The sequence below is a fragment of the Anaerolineae bacterium genome (genome assembly GCA_035529315.1).
GTDB lineage: Bacteria > Desulfobacterota > Desulfobacteria > Desulfobacterales > ETH-SRB1 > Desulfaltia.
The window spans coordinates 17,828-34,071 of the sequence record DATKWZ010000016.1 but is presented as its reverse complement, the minus strand read 5'-3'; the positions used below and the strand labels follow the sequence as shown (position 1 = coordinate 34,071).

Genomic DNA, 16,244 nt, shown 5'->3' with positions numbered 1-16,244 from the left:
CATATAATTTTCCACCCACCACAGAGACCAGAATATGATATATCTTGCCTATGACGGGTCGCTTAATGGTGACTGGGTATCACGCTACGGTATCCGTCTTGCGGCCCATACCGCTGAAAAAACGCTGACACTTGTCCACATTCAGGACGGTAGTGTTTCTCCTGTACAAGTTCTCGAAAAGATTGGTAAAATTGAGCAAGAATGCAGCGCTCAAGGTATAGAGCTAAGTAGTAAAATCCTTCCTTTAAAGAAGAATGTTTTCCAGTCGCTTGTTAATGCCATTCCTCACGGCAAAGAGAGTTTTGTTGTGTGCGGAACTCGGATTCGCTCCAAGAGACAAGCCTTTTTATCTGGAACCATTTCTGAAAAACTCATCGAGTCCGACAAATTCAATGTACTGGCTGTGCGCGTAGTACAGCCGGGTTTGCTTGCGAATCCACGCAAGTTCTTAATTCCACTGGCAGGACATCCGAGGGGTTTTAAATCAGCCTGGCCATTTTTCAAGCTGTTTCTGCCTGAAGTAGAAGAAATCTATCTCCTTCGGGTCATGAATGTCAGTTCTTTTCAGCTTCTCCATTCCTCTCCGCATCGCATGCAGGAATTACGCAAAAAAGGGTTGAAATACCTTGCTGCTGTTATGCAGGACATTAAGCAGGGATGCGGAGCTGCCGGCTTTCGGATAGACTATCGTGTGGTAGTAAGTAACGACTGGTCGAGAGAGATCCTGGTTCACGGCAGCAAGTTAAAGACACGCATGATTCTACTGGGTGCATCAGAGCGCACACGTCTTAATCGAGCTGTTTATGCCGATTCGCTGGAGAGAGTTCTCTGTGGAACTCCTTGTGATATGGGAATCTACAGTGGAATATGAATAAAGCAAAACAAATACAAAATGTTAATCCTGATGAAGTTTATTCTTACCTGTCAAGCCGACCAGAGGGTTTGAACGACCAGGAGGTCGAAGAACGCTTGCTGGAGGTCGGCAGGAACTCTGTGGAAGTCCGCGATCAATGGAAATGGGTTCGTTCCCTCTTAAAACAGTTTACAAATTTTTTTACCATCCTTTTGAATGTTTCTGCTGTTATCTGCTTTGTCGCCGATAATATCCAGCCCGGCGAAAGTATGAATGTGCTCGGATGGGCTCTGCTTGGGGTCTCTTTCCTAAACGCATTGTTTAGTTTTGTACAGGAATATCGCGCAGAAAAAGCAATGGAAGCCCTCAAGAAATTTCTGCCTCCTCGTGTCTGGGTCAGGCGTAATGGAAATAATGTCGAAATCCTTGCCGAGGATCTTGTCCCCGGAGATGTGCTTATTGTCTCGGAAGGCGACCGTATCGCGGCTGATGGCCGGTTGGTCAAGAGCGGGGATCTGGTGGTAAACAATGCTCCACTCACAGGGGAGTCCAAGGCACAGAGCCTCCATGAATCAGCAGTAGATAAACGAATGTCGGAAAGCGAAAATCTTGTTTTTGCAGGATGCTCTGTTTTCAAAGGCAGTGGCGAGGCAGTCATCTTTGCAACAGGTATCAGAACAGAGTTTGGTAAGCTGGCTCAGCTTTCTCAGGCTATCAGAAGAAGCCCATCCCCCCTGGAGTACGAGACCGGCCGCATGGTGAAGATTCTGACTATTATTGCCGTCAGCATGGGGTTTTTGTTCTTTCTCTATGGAGTTTTTAGCGGAAGGTCTCTCTGGGTAAACCTGGTGTTTATGATGGGCATTATCGTGGCCAACGTTCCTGAAGGTCTTTTGCCCACGTTTACCCTGTCTCTGGCAATCGGCAGCTTGCGGATGGCTAAAAAGAACGTACTGGTAAAAGAACTGAAAGCCGTGGAGGCATTGGGTGCGGTTCATGTGATCTGCACGGACAAAACAGGAACTCTAACTCATAACCAGCTGACAATTACACACCTGGGAGATGCCCTTGCCTGCGAAAAATTCAAAGATAAGGGCTCAGAGAATTTTCTACTGAAGCTTGCCCTCAGTGCATCCGAAGTCCGCAAATCAGAAGAGGGGTTTTCAGGAGATCCTCTTGATGTCTCAGTTGCTGATTCCTATGTGAAAAAAGGTGGGGATTTTGCTGGTTTTGAAAAAAATATCGAAAAACATTTTGCCTTTGACGTTGATAAAAGAAGATCAGCCGGTATCTTTTCGGAGGATTCTCAGAAGTTCTTTGTAGTCAAAGGAGCCTCGGTGGCCATTCGCCCGTTTATTTCTCAGATGCAAGCGGACTTGGCGGCACAGCCGGTCAAGGTTGATGAAGAGGCTCTTGAAAAGGCTGAGGCGGCAATGAGAAAGGTCGCTGCAACAGGTTTACGTGTTATTGCCATAGCCTATCGCGTACTTGCGGAAGGGGATTATACAGATGCCAAACAGGAGGACTTGGAGCATGATCTTATCCTTGCCGGTTTTATGGGGATCGAGGACCCCATTCGCAAGGAAGTACCCCCTGCGGTTAAAAAGTGTCAGGATGCCGGTATTGATGTTATTATGATTACCGGCGACCACCCTGATACAGCCTTAGCCATTGCTCGGAAAAGCGGAATTGTGGTGGATGGCCGGAATATGGCGGGAGTCCTGACAGGAGATATTTTAGAGGAATTGACACAAGAACAGCTTATAGAGGCGCTGGGCAAGGGGGTTTCGGTTTTTGCGCGAACGACTCCTGAGCAAAAAATGAAAATCGTAGCCGCCCTTAAGGCTATGGACAAAGTAGTGGCCATGACCGGCGACGGGGTGAACGATGCTCCGGCCCTCAAAGCAGCCGATGTTGGTGTTGCTATGGGAAAAAAAGGTACTGATGTGGCCAGGGAGTCGGCGCAGATCGTCCTGTTGGATGATAATTTTGCTTCTATTGTAGCAGGAGTTGAAGAAGGGCGAGCGATTTACAGCAATATAAAGAAATTTACCAATTATGTGCTCGTGAGCAATGGACCTGAAATCCTGCCATATCTTATTTATATTTTGCTGCCGGTTCCGTTGGCCCTTACGGTGATTCAGATACTGTCTATTGATCTGGGAACGGATATCATTCCATCAATGGGGCTGGGGCAGGAACCACCCGATCCCGAGGATATGCGTCGGCCTCCACGGGACCGAAGCGAGGGGCTTCTTACACGTCCTCTAATCATGCACAGCTATCTGTTTCTTGGATTACTCGAGGCTCTGTGGTCTATCTTTTTGTTTTTCCTTGTCCTTGTAGAAGGTGGATGGGAATACGGTCAGGAGCTTGCTTCAAACAACGCACTTTACCGTTCAGCAACAGGCATTGCCTTGTCCACCATTCTGCTCATGCAGATCGGAAACCTTATAGGGCGCCGTTTTATCTATCGTTCAGGACTGGACATGGGTATCTTTAAGAATAAACTTATTTTTTTCGGAATTATTATTCAGATTGTATTTTCCTGGGTAGTCCTGTACTTTCCTCCGGCACAAAAAGTCATGGCTACAGGACCGGTTCCTGTAGAGATTTACTTACTTGCCTGGCTCGGCATTCCTCTGATTTTTGGACTGGATTTTATTCGCAAAAAAGTTGTGCAACGCTATTAGAATCTTAGTAATATTTTAGCCTTAAATCTATTTTTTACGCTTGTCACGAACATAAAGGGCCTTTGAATTGGTGTTGCCTATTTGTCTTTCTTCCATGTCAAAAAGCTTTGTTGCAGAAACCAGCTCACCCAACTTTCCATACCCGTAATTACGTGGATCAAACTCAGGTGATTGTTTCGCAATATTACTGCCGACAGATGCAAGATGAGCCCACCCGCTTTCATCGGAGGACGATTCCACTGCATTACGTATCAGGCTTACCAGTTTTGTATCCTGTTTTAACTCCCCACTGGATTTTTTGACAATCGCTTTACTTTCATCGGTCTTCGCGCGAAGGACCTCTGTGTAAATAAATTTGTCACAAGCTGAAACAAAAGCAGAAGGGGTCTTTTGCTCTCCAAAGCCATACACCAATAATCCTGATTCTCTAATTCTTGACGCCAGCTTGGTAAAATCACTATCACTCGATACTATGCAGAATCCGTTAAAGTTGTTGGTGTACAATAAGTCCATTGCATCAATAATCATTGCGCTATCAGTTGCATTTTTTCCTTTTGTATACGCAAATTGCTGCATCGGCTGAATAGAATATTGCAATAGAACATCTTTCCATCCTTTCAGGCCGGCCGAGGTCCAATCGCCATAGATTCTTTTGACGCTGGCTATTCCGTAATTTGCTATCTCTGACAGTAAGCTATCCACAATACTTGGTTGAGCATTATCCGCGTCTATAAGAACTGCTAACTTTTCGGTTTTTTCCATAGCTTTTTAGTCCTCCAAAAAAGAAAGTCGTGGTTCTGTTATTCTAAAATAAAAAAGGCAGAGCCATTGCTGACACTGCCTTACAGCTCTATATCTAAGTGATGCAGCGCAGTTTTTAATGAGAACCACCACCTTGTTTACCGTTGCCGGCCATAGCGTTCATAGCTCGATCAGGATTTGCCTCAACCTTTTTCAGGATATCCATTGTTTTACTTTCCGGCAGCCAATTAATAACACCTGCGCCTACATCATAAATAGCGCCAATTACTTTTGTTTTTCCACTCTTTACAAGATCTCTGCTTGCAGGGCTTGCCATGAAGAGGTCTTCAATTCCCACCCACACATTTTCTTCAATAGCATATGGGATAATTGCATCCCCTTTTACATCAGCGTGTTTAGACATTGCAATTTTCACTGCGGGCTGAATATTGTCAACAAGAGGCGGAATATTTCTTTCCAGGGCGTGTCCTGTTCCATGGACAGCATTAGTAACGGCGGTAACGGCTCCACACTGGGTATGGCCAAGAACAACCAAAACCGGAGTATTAACATGTGCTAAACCATATTCAATTGATCCGACCTCGTCTGTATCACAAACATTACCAGCGACCCTGATAACAAATATATCCATTACGCCTGCATCAAAAATTAACTCAACAGGTACACGTGAGTCTGAGCAAGTAATAACCGTAGCATAAGCATGATCCCCCTGATTTTCTTTTCCAGCCTGAATTAGACGGGCGCGATTGATGTGAGGATGATTTGGGATTCCGTCAATAAATCTGGAGTTACCTGCCTTGAGCATTTCAATGGCTTTGTCAGGGCTTGGTTTTGCTTTTTCCATTGCCGCCTCATGTTTTACAGCAGGCTTTGCCTCTGCCTTTTTAGCAGGAGCTTTATTTTTCTCTGCGTCGTCCCCACCACAAGCTACAGGAAACATTATCAATGAAAAAATAAAAATAGCAGCAATAATTGGTTTGATAAAACGATTCATTCTCCCCCCTTTTTTTTAAAAAAAATGTTTAATCTTTATAAGGCCAGACCAAAATTTTCGAACCAGATCTTTACATCCTCTCCTATAGAGGCATAACATTTAAAACTTTTCACATATATTTTGGCAGATATATTGTCAAGAAATTAGCCCTTAATTTCCTCAAGAATATCTTTTTCGTTCCAATCATTTGGAAATTGCAACTTAAAATTTACCAGCGACTAAGTATATAGTAATATTTTACAATCCTTAGCATATTTCAAAAATTTTTCAGCTGTTTGGATTATAACTCCATCTATGAAGTCTTTTTCTGAAAATTGCATCATATCTACAGTCATCTTGCAAGCAACAAACTTCACACCTTCGACTTGAGCTACTTCCTGAAGGTCGGAAAGAGGAGGAATATTCGCTTTTTCCATTTTTTCCTTCATCATCCATGTGGCAACGGCCGACATCCCTGGGATAGCGCCCATGAATCCCGGAGGCTGGAATTTGGCTTTATCTATCCAGCCTTTTCGGATAACGTTTATTCCCATAAAAGTATAAAACACTGTAGACTCCATACCTAACCGTCTTGCGTTTATTGCTAATATGAGTCCCGGATAGACTCCATCAAGAGTGTCTTTGGATGTAATAAAAGCAGCAGCATTTTTTTGACCCTGAATTTCATCCATTTCTTTCCTCCTTTTGTCCTATAGATATTCCGCTTGATTTTGGCCACCCATTCCGCTCCATTTTGGCCACCTTATAAATCAATATAATTTATAGCGACGCTGGATAATTTAACTTTTAATCTTTATGTCTTCCTGTCTGAGTGCATGGCGTTGTTCCGCGTCAATTTCCTCTCGTCTCAAATTGCTATCGTTCAGCCTATGGTAAGTTCTGATTCTCTGACGCTAAAAAAAAGGATTTCACCTTTGCAACTATTTGGTTTTCGGTTAACCTGTCGGAGGTTTCGACTGCTGCAATCCTGTCGTGCCGGCTTTTTATTTTCTCAATTTCTTTTGCCAGTTCAAGTTTCGCTTTACCAGGACCAAAGATGAAGATATTGTTGGCTTTGCCGACCTTTTTAATTATCATCTGATAGAAGTCATGAAACTGGTGTTTGCGGCGCTCATCCGCTTTTTGCTCTTTTGATATTGACTGAGCCACGTAAGTGCCACTCGCCTTCCATCCGCCTGATGGACGAAAGTGGCTTTCGGCGCCTGACTCGATACGCTCAATCGTTGTTTGGTCGCCTTCTATCGAAACCAAAATTGCCTCCTTGTGATCGATCCAGATACCAATCTTTTGCTTCATGATGTGCCCTAATGTTGCCATATTGCCTCCTTTATCCTGCATGTATATATAGGATGTCCCGAAACTCTTTCTACTTGACTGAATCTGATTTGTAAATAGAGGGAGGGGCTCATTTTTATGAGGGAATTCACCGGGAGGCAGGAATTTATCATAAGCAGGTTAGCCTTTCCAGTGGCCCACGTCGATCAGACCAAGCCTTGTCGCATACCCGACCAGTTACATATATTAATTTATCAAGGAACGAAACTCCCTCCATAAGTGCGGCTGCCAGGAAGCCGATGATGCCGACGAGAGGGATGCGGAACAGGAAACGCGGTGTCTTGGAAAGAACGATTAATGTGGAGCCGATTATAAGGGCTTTACCTGAGCTTTTTCCAGCGGTTAAGCATTTATTCCTCCTTCTCTTTTTTAATAGCCTCTTTTGCTCCCTTCCACATGCCGGAGATAGCTCCCTTTGCCACAGCTACAGACCTTTTCCCGAGTTCCTTTGCTTCTTCGGCCATAATATGGGCTGCTTTGCCGACAGCTTCCGTGGTTGATTTTGTTGTTTTTTTGGTCTTATCGGCAAGATCATTCAATACGTCCTTTGCCACATCTCCCGAACGTTGGGCTACTTTGCGGGTAGTCTCAATGAAAAGGCTCTCGATCGCCTCAAAATCTTCCTTTGTCCGGGCAATGTCCTCACGGACAAATGCCTTTGTCTTATCTCCAACAGATTCTATTCCTGTTGCGATCCCTTTCTGAACCCCTTCAAAAGTGCCAACAGCAACATTCTTAATCTCTTTGCCGGTCTCCTCGGCGGCTTCCACCGCGCCGGACATGACTTTTTCGGCAATTCTCTTCACTCTGTCCGCACTGAACCGGCCTTCTTTCAGAGCTCTTTCCGCGGCATCTCTGGTAATCTTAGCAACAGTTTCTTTGACATCTTTGCCGGACTCAATGGTGTGTTTGACTGCTTCTTTAATAGTCTGTCTGGTCAAACCCAACAGTTCCGTACTTTTCAGTTTAATGTCGGATACAGCAGATTCAACCCTCTCTCTGATATCTTTGGGCAATGCAGCCCCTGCCTCTTTTGCCCCTTCAATGCCTTTTCTGAGACTTTGCGCCAGCTCCGTCTTCTCATCTTCGAGCCGTTTTTCGAGTTTCCGGAGTTCGTTCCGGGTAGCCTCCACTGCATGATCTCCGTGGCTGCGAACGCCGGCAATGGCACCTTCTACAGCACCTTCTACGGTCTCTTTTGCCTCTCCGGCATCCTTCAAACTATCCACGGCCGCAGCTACAGCATCCTTAACAACAGGGCGAAGCGCCTCAACACTGCCCCTGGTTTCGGCCACGGCATCAGATACCGCTTCCCTGACAATCTCACGCACCTTTTCCGTAGTGATCTGTCCAGCCTCTTTAGCCTTCTTTAACTCCTCTGCAATACGATCTTTCATCTGACTTTCCGACATGATCTCTACCTCCTTAAGATTGATGTTGGTGTTTGCTCTCAAAAGGCACTAAGTTTATATTCTATGTGTACTTACGGGATGCTCTTCAGTTTATAAGTTTGTATTATCAAAAATAGAACAGCTAAATCTTTTTTTTAGTTCATGGTTCCAGATCCAGGCCTGCATAAGCAAAAAGCCCCATCCTTCATATTTCTGAAGAAATGGGGCTTCATTTTTTTAATACCATGGCTGGTCACGTGATCCTCCGGTTTGAGGTTCAAAAAACAGACCGAAATTAATTTAAAACAATATATATCATGTAAACATCCAAGTCAATTTATTATCTTTTCGATGAGTCCACTCTATCCTTTGTCTTTTTTGCCATAAGCAGCCTGCGTTTGATGATATGCACCCCCCGATTCCACAATGCGTGATGTGCCATACGTGTCCTGGAAGGTAATGTCTTTTTGCTCTTGCCATCCTCTTATACACTTTTTACCTTAAAAAGGTATTTTACATCACAAAAACACCTTTTCCCTTTTGTGGTAAACAAGATGACAAAAATTGGTGATTAAAGTATTTAATACTTAATACCGATTAAAACATTAAAGCCTTTTTAGTAAATTTTATTCAGGGACAAGGCTGCGCAAGGATTTTAAGGAGATTACTCATGGATATTATAATAGGAAATACAGCACCAGTTAAAATGGATACCTCTAAAAAAGGGCTTAATGCTTATGTCGCAAAGAGAAATGGTTTTCGCAAGGATCTGCGGAAAAACAGGGATGATCGCCGGAAAAGCGTAAGAGAAGGGATCTTTGTTTTTCTCTCTGTAAAGAACGATCGGCGTGGCTTAAGGGAACGAAGAAGAAGTTGAAATATGCAATAGATCCATTAAGCGCTGATAATCTATTAAAGCATATCGTTGACGAGGCTCCTGAATTTCATTATACCCACCCAAATTCCATTCTGATGGATGGCTGACAACCCCTGCACGCACCCAACAGCACAAAAAAACAACGAAGGCATGAGAAACTTATAAACTTAAGATCGTTACCCTTTAGTCCCCCTTTACAAGAGGGTTTTTGCCACAGGCGTAGCAGCGCTACGTCGAGGACGGAAACCCGCGGAGAACGCTGCCTCGGGGCAAAAGATGCTATTTCTGGATGGACATTAACTAATTATATATACGACGTCTTTTCTGTTGCCCCCCTAATATCAGGCCTATTATTAAGCCACAGAGTAGAACCAAAGCGCCGATAGTAAGCCATTTAGTTCTTTTCGAAGACCTCAAGTCCTTATTTTCCTTTGTCAAGGTATTAATAGCGTTGGTTAAATCCTGTTCCAGACGGGTTGTTACCGCCTGTTTTTTTTCAATACTGACCAGTCTTTCCTTGAGCAGAGCATTTTCCTTTATCAAAGACTTAGCCTGAATTTCCCATGGTAGACGTGAAATAAGGTAACGGCTAAGGACCCATCCCTGGAAGTTGCTATTCTCGCCTTCGGAGACGGTAATGCGACACCAACCCTCTTGAGATTCTGAGACTTCTACTGCCTGACCCGAGGGAAGAAATTTCAGGATTTTGTTTTCAATGCTTGGTCCTCTACGAAGGCTGATTCTAAACTCATCTGTAACGTAAGCCTTTTGGGCCCAAACGGTTTGCCCCATTAAACACAGTGTTAAAATCACAGGAATGAATAGTTTGAATCTTTTCATATCTTCTCCAAGCCGTCTAAAACAATATATATTATGTAAACATCCAAGTTGATTTGTTATCTTTTCGATGAGTTATCACTAATCACCAATTAGTGGCGCGGATCACCACGTCCGCTGAAATGCTCATATATGTGTGTTAGCTGTTAAAACGATGGATTATGACAGAGCATATGCTGAGGGAATGGTTTTACCTTTTTCCATTCCTGTGATTTCGTTTCTGCTTCCCATAAATCATAGTTTTTCTGCAAATTAAGCCATAAATCTGGAGTAGTATCGAACGCACGGGATAAGCGCAAAGCCATATCTGGTGTGATTGCCCCTCTTTCATTAATGATCTTTGATAATGTTTTCCTTGAAACACCAAGATTTGCAGCCATATCCTTGATTGTAATGGATAGGGGTAAAAGATAGTCTTCTTTTATTATATTGCCCGGATGTGTTGGGCGTCTTATCATTTTTAGCATTGTTTTAATCTCCTAATGGTAATCGTCATAATCGACAATATAGGCGTCACCATCCATAAATTTAAAGAATATACGCCAATTGCCGGATACTTTTACTGAATGAAGGCCCTTTTATTTCCGCTCAACTGGTGGAGGAAAGAACCTGGGTAATTCATATCTTTTATTTCACTTGCGGAATTAAGCCGATCAAGGATTCGTTCAAGCCTATTGGCATATTCAGTCTTAATTCCTCTCTTGCTACCTGTATAAAAAAAATCCTCCAAGCCTTTATGCTTAAACGATTTTATCATAACATAAAAAATGTAACCCGTGAAGTTACATCCGTCAATATAAAATTTACTCTGTAAAGCGAAAAGCCCCATCCTTCATATGACTGAAGAAATGGGGCTTTATTTTTTTGTAATATTATGGCTGGTCACGTGATCCTCCTGCTTGAGGTTCAAAAAACAGACCAAAATTAATCTAAAGCAATATATATTATGTAAACTTCCAAGTCAATTTATTATCTTTTCGATGAGTTGTCTATGATGGATTCGTAAAAAGTCGGGAAATACCGGTTCTCATCATTCCGGTCCCGCATCAAATGCGGGATAAACTCCAGCCGTGCCTGTGGCAGACAAGCCGGGCACGTAGTGACACGAAGTGACATGTAGTAAAGCGGAAGCGCTAACCATCAGCGCTATCCAGTCTTTTGGAGTGACGACTTTTTCTATTCAGAGAGGATTAGGGACTTGGGCTGTGGAAAATGTATGTTGTGTCATGATGCATGTCCGGTCGGAGCGATAAAGGGCGTAACTACAAAAGATCGTTACAAGAACAGGGCTGAAACCCTGTATTTTCATAAATGCGTAGGAAAGCTTACAAATGAATTCGCAAAAATACCTGATCACCGATATGTGGAATTTGTATAAAAGTCTGTCCGTTTGGCAGGAAACCGGAGATAAAGAAGAAAAGTAGGGAATCGACAGCGGGCCCGGCCTGTCCGTTATGATTGGATTAAAGAATGATTCCACGGTTGAAGCTTTTGCGGGCTTCTTCCGGTATGAAAAAGGATACCCGACTGGAAGAAACTTTAAGCTCAAGTTGTTTCTCTACCTTTTTCAGGACGTCTTTCAGGGAAGCATCCCCTTGTTTGTCACGAAAAAACCTGCAAAACACCTCTCCCCAACTGGTCATATAGAATACTGTATATTCATGGATTCTTTTCAAATTTCGATCTAAGTTAAAATTAACCGCTATAAGGAGTTTGCGTGGTTGAGCATTTTTCAGAAGGGCTTCGGGAGCAATCGGGTCGGCTTCCGCAGACGGGAAAACCCGGAGCAGGTTTTTAAGAAGGTCAAGAAAGTCCTGGATCGAAATTGGAGTTGGGTTTGGCATAAGTTCTATCGAAGTAGTGGACGAATAAAGCCCATTATGAACCAGCCATATTGCAATCTCTTCTATCCGTGCCGTTTTTTTCAATAATTGGTCATTATTTCCTTTTTTCTCCGTTGTTGTCTTTGGGTGGTATAAGTTCCAGGTTGCGTTCTCCCCGTGTGGTTGGGAGTATTGCAGTTTCAGCCGCTGAAATAAAGACTTGCCGCTCGCTACAAGGGGAAGCTTTTCCACCTTGTGAGGCTGCCTGGAAAATTGAACGAACATCTTACGCCCCAGAATCGTCAGGTCCCGCTGAGTGATTATTGTGTTTCGATCTTCTGTATCCTTCAGAATACGACTTGATCTCTTGTAAGTTTCTATCATGTAATGATTGATTTTAGAGCTTAGTTGAAATATCTTGTCAAAGTCCCATTCCTTAAATCGCCCTAAATCCTGAACACGCTTCTCATCCCAGCCCCAGGCGTCAATGTAGCCCTGGACCACTTTCTTCCGCACCCTTATGACTAAATTATCCAGGGCGGAGATAGACTGGATACCGAGTTTCAGAAAAAAACAAATTTTCAGCAAAGACTCCGGATCCTTTTGCTCTGTTCGTTGACAATATTCCAGGACTTCTTCAAAGAGCAACACATAAGGATCAAGAGACCTCAAGTCTGACCTGCCAAGTGACCAGCCCGACTTGAGCCGGTCGCATAACAGTACGCTACGCCCTTCCTCCTGAATATATTTGTCCAGAAGTGACATCTTTATAACCGATTTGTAGGGGCTTTTGAGGCTCTTAAAAATCTGCCATATTGACGCTCCAAAGTACTCTCCTTTTGGAATGGACGAGATGGTCCCCATGTCAACATAATCTTTATATAACCGCGGCGCCAATTCAACAAGGTACTCATGGTGGTTGTCGTTAAGCCATTGAGGGGTAGCGCACCACAAGGGGAGCTTGCCTGCCACAAAGAGCATGGTTCTATAGAACTCTTCTTTCAGGATCTTTCCTTGCGCTGACCCGGAACTCTCGTGATCACTTCCACCGAAACTATTCTCGCGTACGCTGGGAAGGTCGACCAGAAAAAAATGGATTTCAACGTGAAATACTTTGAATGCCCATTCTTCAATCGCCTGAAGTTTTGCCTGGAGCAGTTCGCAGCCTTCATCTCCGAGTTCGTCTTTTTCTACACAGACCCAATAGTCTATATCAGAGTCAACGGACTGGGCAATGGTTCCTGTGCTGCCGATAGTAAACAGCCCCTCTATGTTAGCCTTTTTATCAAGACTTATTCTGGAATCATCTACAATTAAGTATTTCTTTGCGAGCCGCAGGGTCCTGGGATTAGGGTGGTATCCGAATATTCCTGCCGGCGCTTTTTGGGTCGGATTCTCAACAGGCAGCAAAGCCAAACTTGAATCAACCACAAAGGGTATCAGTTCAAACAGATCGCCGCCCTCAGGGGAAAAGGTGTCCAGTGCGAGCTCTGTTCTCCTGCGATTGAATTCAAGGAATCGTTCGCGGAGTCTTTCTATTTCCTGGCTAATGATGAGAAGATTAAAACCGATAGACCCGTCAGGATCATCTTCAAAAAACAAAGCAGGAATCTTTATATCCTCAAACAAGACTGAACGAGCATTTAAATCAGCAAGGACACTGGTTACGGCCGTAAAATCAACACCTAAAAAGTCACACATCTTTGCATTGACCAGTGAAAAATCGGACAGATCCAGAATGGCATAGTTGAAAGCAACCCGTGAAAGACTGGCGCCGACAAAGTAGGTTTCGGTAAGATTTGATCCGGAAAAATCGGTTTTTGTTATCTTTGCATTGCCAAAATACGAACCTGTCAAGTCAGCAGAATCAAAAGACGAGCCATATATCCACGAATTGCCTAAATTGCAGGACCTAAGCTGGGTTCTTGCCGCGCTTACCCCTTTTAAGACAGCGCTTTCAAATGATACAGAATCAAGCATGGAGTTTTCTATGCTGACGTTTTCAAAATGAGCCCCTTTGAACGTTACAGACTGAAGATTCGCATAAGAAAGGTTCACATTGGAAAATGAGGCCCGGTCAAAATTAACGTTTTGAAGATTAACACCTTTAAGATTGACATTTGAAAAGACCTCTCCTTGAAAGTCAGCGTCTTTGACAGGCTCGCGATTTAAAAGCTGTTTTAGAGCCTTTCGCTGCCATCCTCCTGTTATCCTCTCAAAAAACCCCTTCTTGACCTTGCCTAACGGGAAGCTGACCCGAGTGTTGTCTTCCGATGCTTCGTCAAGCTCTTTTTTCTTTATTGAATCAATCGTGGCAAGGAGTTTTAATGCCTTGTTTTGAATTTTATCATTCGAGTTTTTTGTATACTGATTCAAAAAGAAGATCAGTTTGTCAGGGTTGTTTTTAACAATCTTGCGGGAAATAGTCGCCTTTGACTCAATGCTTTGATCAGGTGGCAAGGCATCTAAAACGGCTTTGAGTTCAGGAAATTCCAACTTGCTCAGGCAATCGCAAAGATAAGACCTCTCGGAAGGATATTTTTCAAAGAGGAGGGGCGCAGCCTTCGAAAGGCCGATTGCTTTCAATGAAACAAGGGACTTAAGGGCATGGAGCGCCACGTCCTGATCCTTGTCATCCAACAACTTATAAACAGCCTGGATAATTTTCTGATCTTTCTTTGCGTTCGCCCTGGCGAGCATTTTCAGGCACTCAACGCGAACACTTTTGTGCTCGTCCGAAGAAAGCAGCGGCAGGCAGGAATAATAACCGGGCAGTTCTTCCAGGTACCCTATTACCTTCAACCCTTTGACCTTTGTTTCCTGATTGTCGGCCTGTAATTCTGTTTGTGTTACGGTTTTGCCGATTTTAAGTCTTTGGCACAAATCCTCAAAAGCAGCATCCAGGAAAACTCCCTGGTCGAAAAGATCTGCTAAAATATCAATAACCGTGTTTCGATCATTGATATTGTTTAAAAGGAGTCTTGGCAACGCCTTATGATTTCGGCGAACGGAAATATTATCCAGCGTATATTGAAAGACGAAAATCAACCGTAGTTTTTCGGGGAACTTCTTGATCGTTCCAACAAGCATATTGTGAGGGACCATGCCCTGGTTGAAGAATTTCCAACTGAGAAAAGACCCCCTTCCGCCCATTTTCAACAGCGTTTGAAACAAGAAAGCCACCAACTCGAGATTGATGGTGCTGGCCTTCATCTCTTTGTATATAATGAACGCAAAGTACGCTGACCTTTTTACAACATCAGGCAAAAGGCTCAAACCTGTATCCCCCCCAAAGACCGTTTGTTTGAAAAGCCGTTCAATGGCCGTTTGCGCCTCTTTCCTTACATCCCCAACAAAGTCTTTTAGCCCGAGCAAGACAGGACGCAATCCGTTTTCAACCGGCAAGCCTCCCGCGAAAAGGATCATCTTCCGCTTTAGTTTGGCGTTTGCCCTTTTCCATTGCTCCTCAAAGGCCTGAAAAAAAGATGAACTCAGTTCTTCTGCTGTTTTTTCATCTTGGGGGGCGTTGCTATTCAGGAGGGGGAACATCTCTTTGAAGTTGATTTCAGATTTTCTTTTGTTCATGACTTGCTATTTCAAAATTATTTTCCAAAAACCTTTCCCTGACAAAAACCTTAAAAAACAAGGCGTTGTACTCTTTTGCCTGTGCCGATATATTCAGTAAAAAAATAGATTTTCACGAATCAGTTGAAAAAACAACTTTTAATTTTGATGGTCTCGCGAAAGTCCGCCAAAGCGCTTGAATTTGAACCGCAATAGCGAGCGCTAACCCCGCAGCCTGACCTCTTCCCCTGATTCCGAAGTTTATGAAATATTCCATGGCGCCTCTGATTTGGGGATAGAGCGATAAATCGCATCTGCCTTTAACTTCATATCCTGTTTGTCTGTTTTCTCATCCATGCATATCTTCAACGAAATATGAAGCTGTTGTTTATCTTCATTAGATATCACAATCTCAAAATAATCTCCTCTATCGTGTAGAGATTTGTACGGATAATCATCTCTTTCAGCAAAGAGTGTTGCCCTGCACACTTCATCAAACGTTAAAGGAACCGGTTTAAAGCAGATCTCCAAACACTTCGGGTCAACATCAACACCAAGTTTTTTTGCAAATTTCTCTAATTGTTCCCGCCCACAGTTGATTGTTCTGTAGAGCCTTCCTTCCGAGATATCTTGGCATTCCCGAACCATATATTCTATAAGAAACCGGCAGATTTCTTCTTTCCAGCCGAAAACCGCTCTATTCTTCAGTGTTTGATATTTTATTAACCTTTCATAATTTATTATAGCTCTCTTCATTCCCCGAAACACAGGAGAACTCCTGTTGGTGTAATCAAGATCGCGCAATATAATGTTTTTGTATCGATATATTACCGCGTCTTCTAAGAGTTTAATATCTAATGGAGCAAGCGTCAGCTTTGGCCCATCTTCCTGTTCAGTAAGATAAGAAACAGCTTCATAAAAGGCTACCTCTGGTATTTCCCCGGACTCCTCAATCCATTCCGCTTCTTCCTGGACATAATTTTCACCAATATCCATATAATTTATTCCAACCTTAAATCTACAGTTTGTCAACTTTTTTATTCATTTATTCTTTAAAACAAAAAACCCCTTAATCTTTGCGTCCGGTGTTATTGCTGGTTGCACCAGGGCAGGCC

At 43.4% G+C, this 16,244-nt stretch carries 13 protein-coding genes and 2 pseudogenes; 4 read left to right on the top strand and 11 right to left on the bottom strand.

What is annotated here, in order from left to right; translation table 11 throughout:
- The first annotated feature begins 34 nt into the window (after window positions 1-34).
- Complete coding sequence (locus tag VMW78_03245) at window positions 35-871, top strand: universal stress protein (GenBank protein HUV50022.1); 837 nt, start codon at window positions 35-37, stop codon at window positions 869-871.
- The gene (locus VMW78_03240) at window positions 868-3,546 is read left to right on the top strand and encodes a cation-transporting P-type ATPase (GenBank protein ID HUV50021.1); all 2,679 of its coding nucleotides are present in this window, start codon (window positions 868-870) and stop codon (window positions 3,544-3,546) included. The genes VMW78_03245 and VMW78_03240 overlap by 4 nt, the downstream gene beginning before the upstream one ends.
- Window positions 3,547-3,573: 27 nt before the next feature.
- Here the strand turns inward: VMW78_03240 and VMW78_03235 are convergent, their stop codons facing one another.
- The 5 genes from VMW78_03235 to VMW78_03215 all read right to left on the bottom strand — a co-directional run bounded on the left by VMW78_03235 (window position 3,574) and on the right by VMW78_03215 (window position 8,049).
- The gene (locus tag VMW78_03235; protein HUV50020.1) at window positions 3,574-4,308 is read right to left on the bottom strand and encodes an NYN domain-containing protein; all 735 of its coding nucleotides are present in this window, start codon (window positions 4,306-4,308) and stop codon (window positions 3,574-3,576) included.
- Between the two features lie 115 nt (window positions 4,309-4,423).
- Entirely contained in the window at window positions 4,424-5,302 is an 879-nt protein-coding gene (locus tag VMW78_03230; GenBank protein ID HUV50019.1) for a carbonic anhydrase, read from the bottom strand.
- A gap of 218 nt (window positions 5,303-5,520) precedes the next feature.
- The gene (locus VMW78_03225; GenBank protein HUV50018.1) at window positions 5,521-5,973 is read right to left on the bottom strand and encodes a DsrE/DsrF/DrsH-like family protein; all 453 of its coding nucleotides are present in this window, start codon (window positions 5,971-5,973) and stop codon (window positions 5,521-5,523) included.
- A gap of 196 nt (window positions 5,974-6,169) precedes the next feature.
- Complete coding sequence (locus tag VMW78_03220; protein HUV50017.1) at window positions 6,170-6,619, bottom strand: hypothetical protein; 450 nt, start codon at window positions 6,617-6,619, stop codon at window positions 6,170-6,172.
- 368 nt (window positions 6,620-6,987) lie between these two features.
- Window positions 6,988-8,049, bottom strand: a complete 1,062-nt coding sequence (locus VMW78_03215; protein HUV50016.1) for a DUF6781 family protein — start codon at window positions 8,047-8,049, stop codon at window positions 6,988-6,990.
- 649 nt (window positions 8,050-8,698) lie between these two features.
- Between VMW78_03215 and VMW78_03210 the strand changes: the two genes are divergently transcribed.
- Window positions 8,699-8,905, top strand: a complete 207-nt coding sequence (locus tag VMW78_03210) for a hypothetical protein (protein HUV50015.1) — start codon at window positions 8,699-8,701, stop codon at window positions 8,903-8,905.
- Between the two features lie 3 nt (window positions 8,906-8,908).
- Here VMW78_03210 and VMW78_03205 read toward each other — a convergent pair.
- The 4 genes and pseudogenes from VMW78_03205 to VMW78_03190 all read right to left on the bottom strand — a co-directional run bounded on the left by VMW78_03205 (window position 8,909) and on the right by VMW78_03190 (window position 10,499).
- Window positions 8,909-9,028: pseudogene (locus VMW78_03205) on the bottom strand (transposase).
- A gap of 177 nt (window positions 9,029-9,205) precedes the next feature.
- Window positions 9,206-9,745, bottom strand: a complete 540-nt coding sequence (locus VMW78_03200) for an SH3 domain-containing protein (GenBank protein HUV50014.1) — start codon at window positions 9,743-9,745, stop codon at window positions 9,206-9,208.
- Window positions 9,746-9,888: 143 nt separating this feature from the next.
- Entirely contained in the window at window positions 9,889-10,209 is a 321-nt protein-coding gene (locus VMW78_03195) for a HigA family addiction module antitoxin (protein HUV50013.1), read from the bottom strand.
- A 12-nt stretch (window positions 10,210-10,221) separates the two neighbouring features.
- Window positions 10,222-10,499 (bottom strand): annotated as a pseudogene (locus VMW78_03190) (type II toxin-antitoxin system RelE/ParE family toxin).
- A gap of 459 nt (window positions 10,500-10,958) precedes the next feature.
- Between VMW78_03190 and VMW78_03185 the strand changes: the two are divergent.
- The gene (locus tag VMW78_03185) at window positions 10,959-11,120 is read left to right on the top strand and encodes a hypothetical protein (protein ID HUV50012.1); all 162 of its coding nucleotides are present in this window, start codon (window positions 10,959-10,961) and stop codon (window positions 11,118-11,120) included.
- 85 nt (window positions 11,121-11,205) lie between these two features.
- On the opposite strand, the gene VMW78_03180 is transcribed toward VMW78_03185, so the two are convergent.
- Together VMW78_03180 and VMW78_03175 are read right to left on the bottom strand one after the other, a co-directional pair.
- A complete protein-coding gene (locus VMW78_03180) occupies window positions 11,206-15,150 on the bottom strand; it encodes a class I adenylate cyclase (GenBank protein HUV50011.1) in 3,945 nt (1,314 codons plus the stop codon).
- 240 nt (window positions 15,151-15,390) lie between these two features.
- Window positions 15,391-16,125 carry a hypothetical protein gene (locus VMW78_03175; GenBank protein ID HUV50010.1) on the bottom strand — a complete coding sequence of 245 codons (735 nt, stop codon included), beginning with the start codon at window positions 16,123-16,125 and terminating at the stop codon, window positions 15,391-15,393.
- Window positions 16,126-16,244 lie beyond the last annotated feature (119 nt).

Excerpts from the sequence above, each read along its gene's own strand:
- VMW78_03220 (HUV50017.1), bottom strand. The coding sequence starts at position 6,619 with ATGGCAACATTAGGGCACATCATGAAGCAAAAGATTGGTATCTGGATC.
- VMW78_03225 (HUV50018.1), bottom strand. The coding sequence starts at position 5,973 with ATGGATGAAATTCAGGGTCAAAAAAATGCTGCTGCTTTTATTACATCC.
- VMW78_03180 (HUV50011.1), bottom strand. The coding sequence starts at position 15,150 with ATGAACAAAAGAAAATCTGAAATCAACTTCAAAGAGATGTTCCCCCTC.
- VMW78_03245 (HUV50022.1), top strand. The coding sequence starts at position 35 with ATGATATATCTTGCCTATGACGGGTCGCTTAATGGTGACTGGGTATCA.
- VMW78_03235 (HUV50020.1), bottom strand. The coding sequence starts at position 4,308 with ATGGAAAAAACCGAAAAGTTAGCAGTTCTTATAGACGCGGATAATGCT.
- VMW78_03200 (HUV50014.1), bottom strand. The coding sequence starts at position 9,745 with ATGAAAAGATTCAAACTATTCATTCCTGTGATTTTAACACTGTGTTTA.
- VMW78_03175 (HUV50010.1), bottom strand. The coding sequence starts at position 16,125 with ATGGATATTGGTGAAAATTATGTCCAGGAAGAAGCGGAATGGATTGAG.
- VMW78_03240 (HUV50021.1), top strand. The coding sequence starts at position 868 with ATGAATAAAGCAAAACAAATACAAAATGTTAATCCTGATGAAGTTTAT.
- VMW78_03210 (HUV50015.1), top strand. The coding sequence starts at position 8,699 with ATGGATATTATAATAGGAAATACAGCACCAGTTAAAATGGATACCTCT.
- VMW78_03195 (HUV50013.1), bottom strand. The coding sequence starts at position 10,209 with ATGCTAAAAATGATAAGACGCCCAACACATCCGGGCAATATAATAAAA.
- VMW78_03185 (HUV50012.1), top strand. The coding sequence starts at position 10,959 with ATGTTGTGTCATGATGCATGTCCGGTCGGAGCGATAAAGGGCGTAACT.
- VMW78_03215 (HUV50016.1), bottom strand. The coding sequence starts at position 8,049 with ATGTCGGAAAGTCAGATGAAAGATCGTATTGCAGAGGAGTTAAAGAAG.
- VMW78_03230 (HUV50019.1), bottom strand. The coding sequence starts at position 5,302 with ATGAATCGTTTTATCAAACCAATTATTGCTGCTATTTTTATTTTTTCA.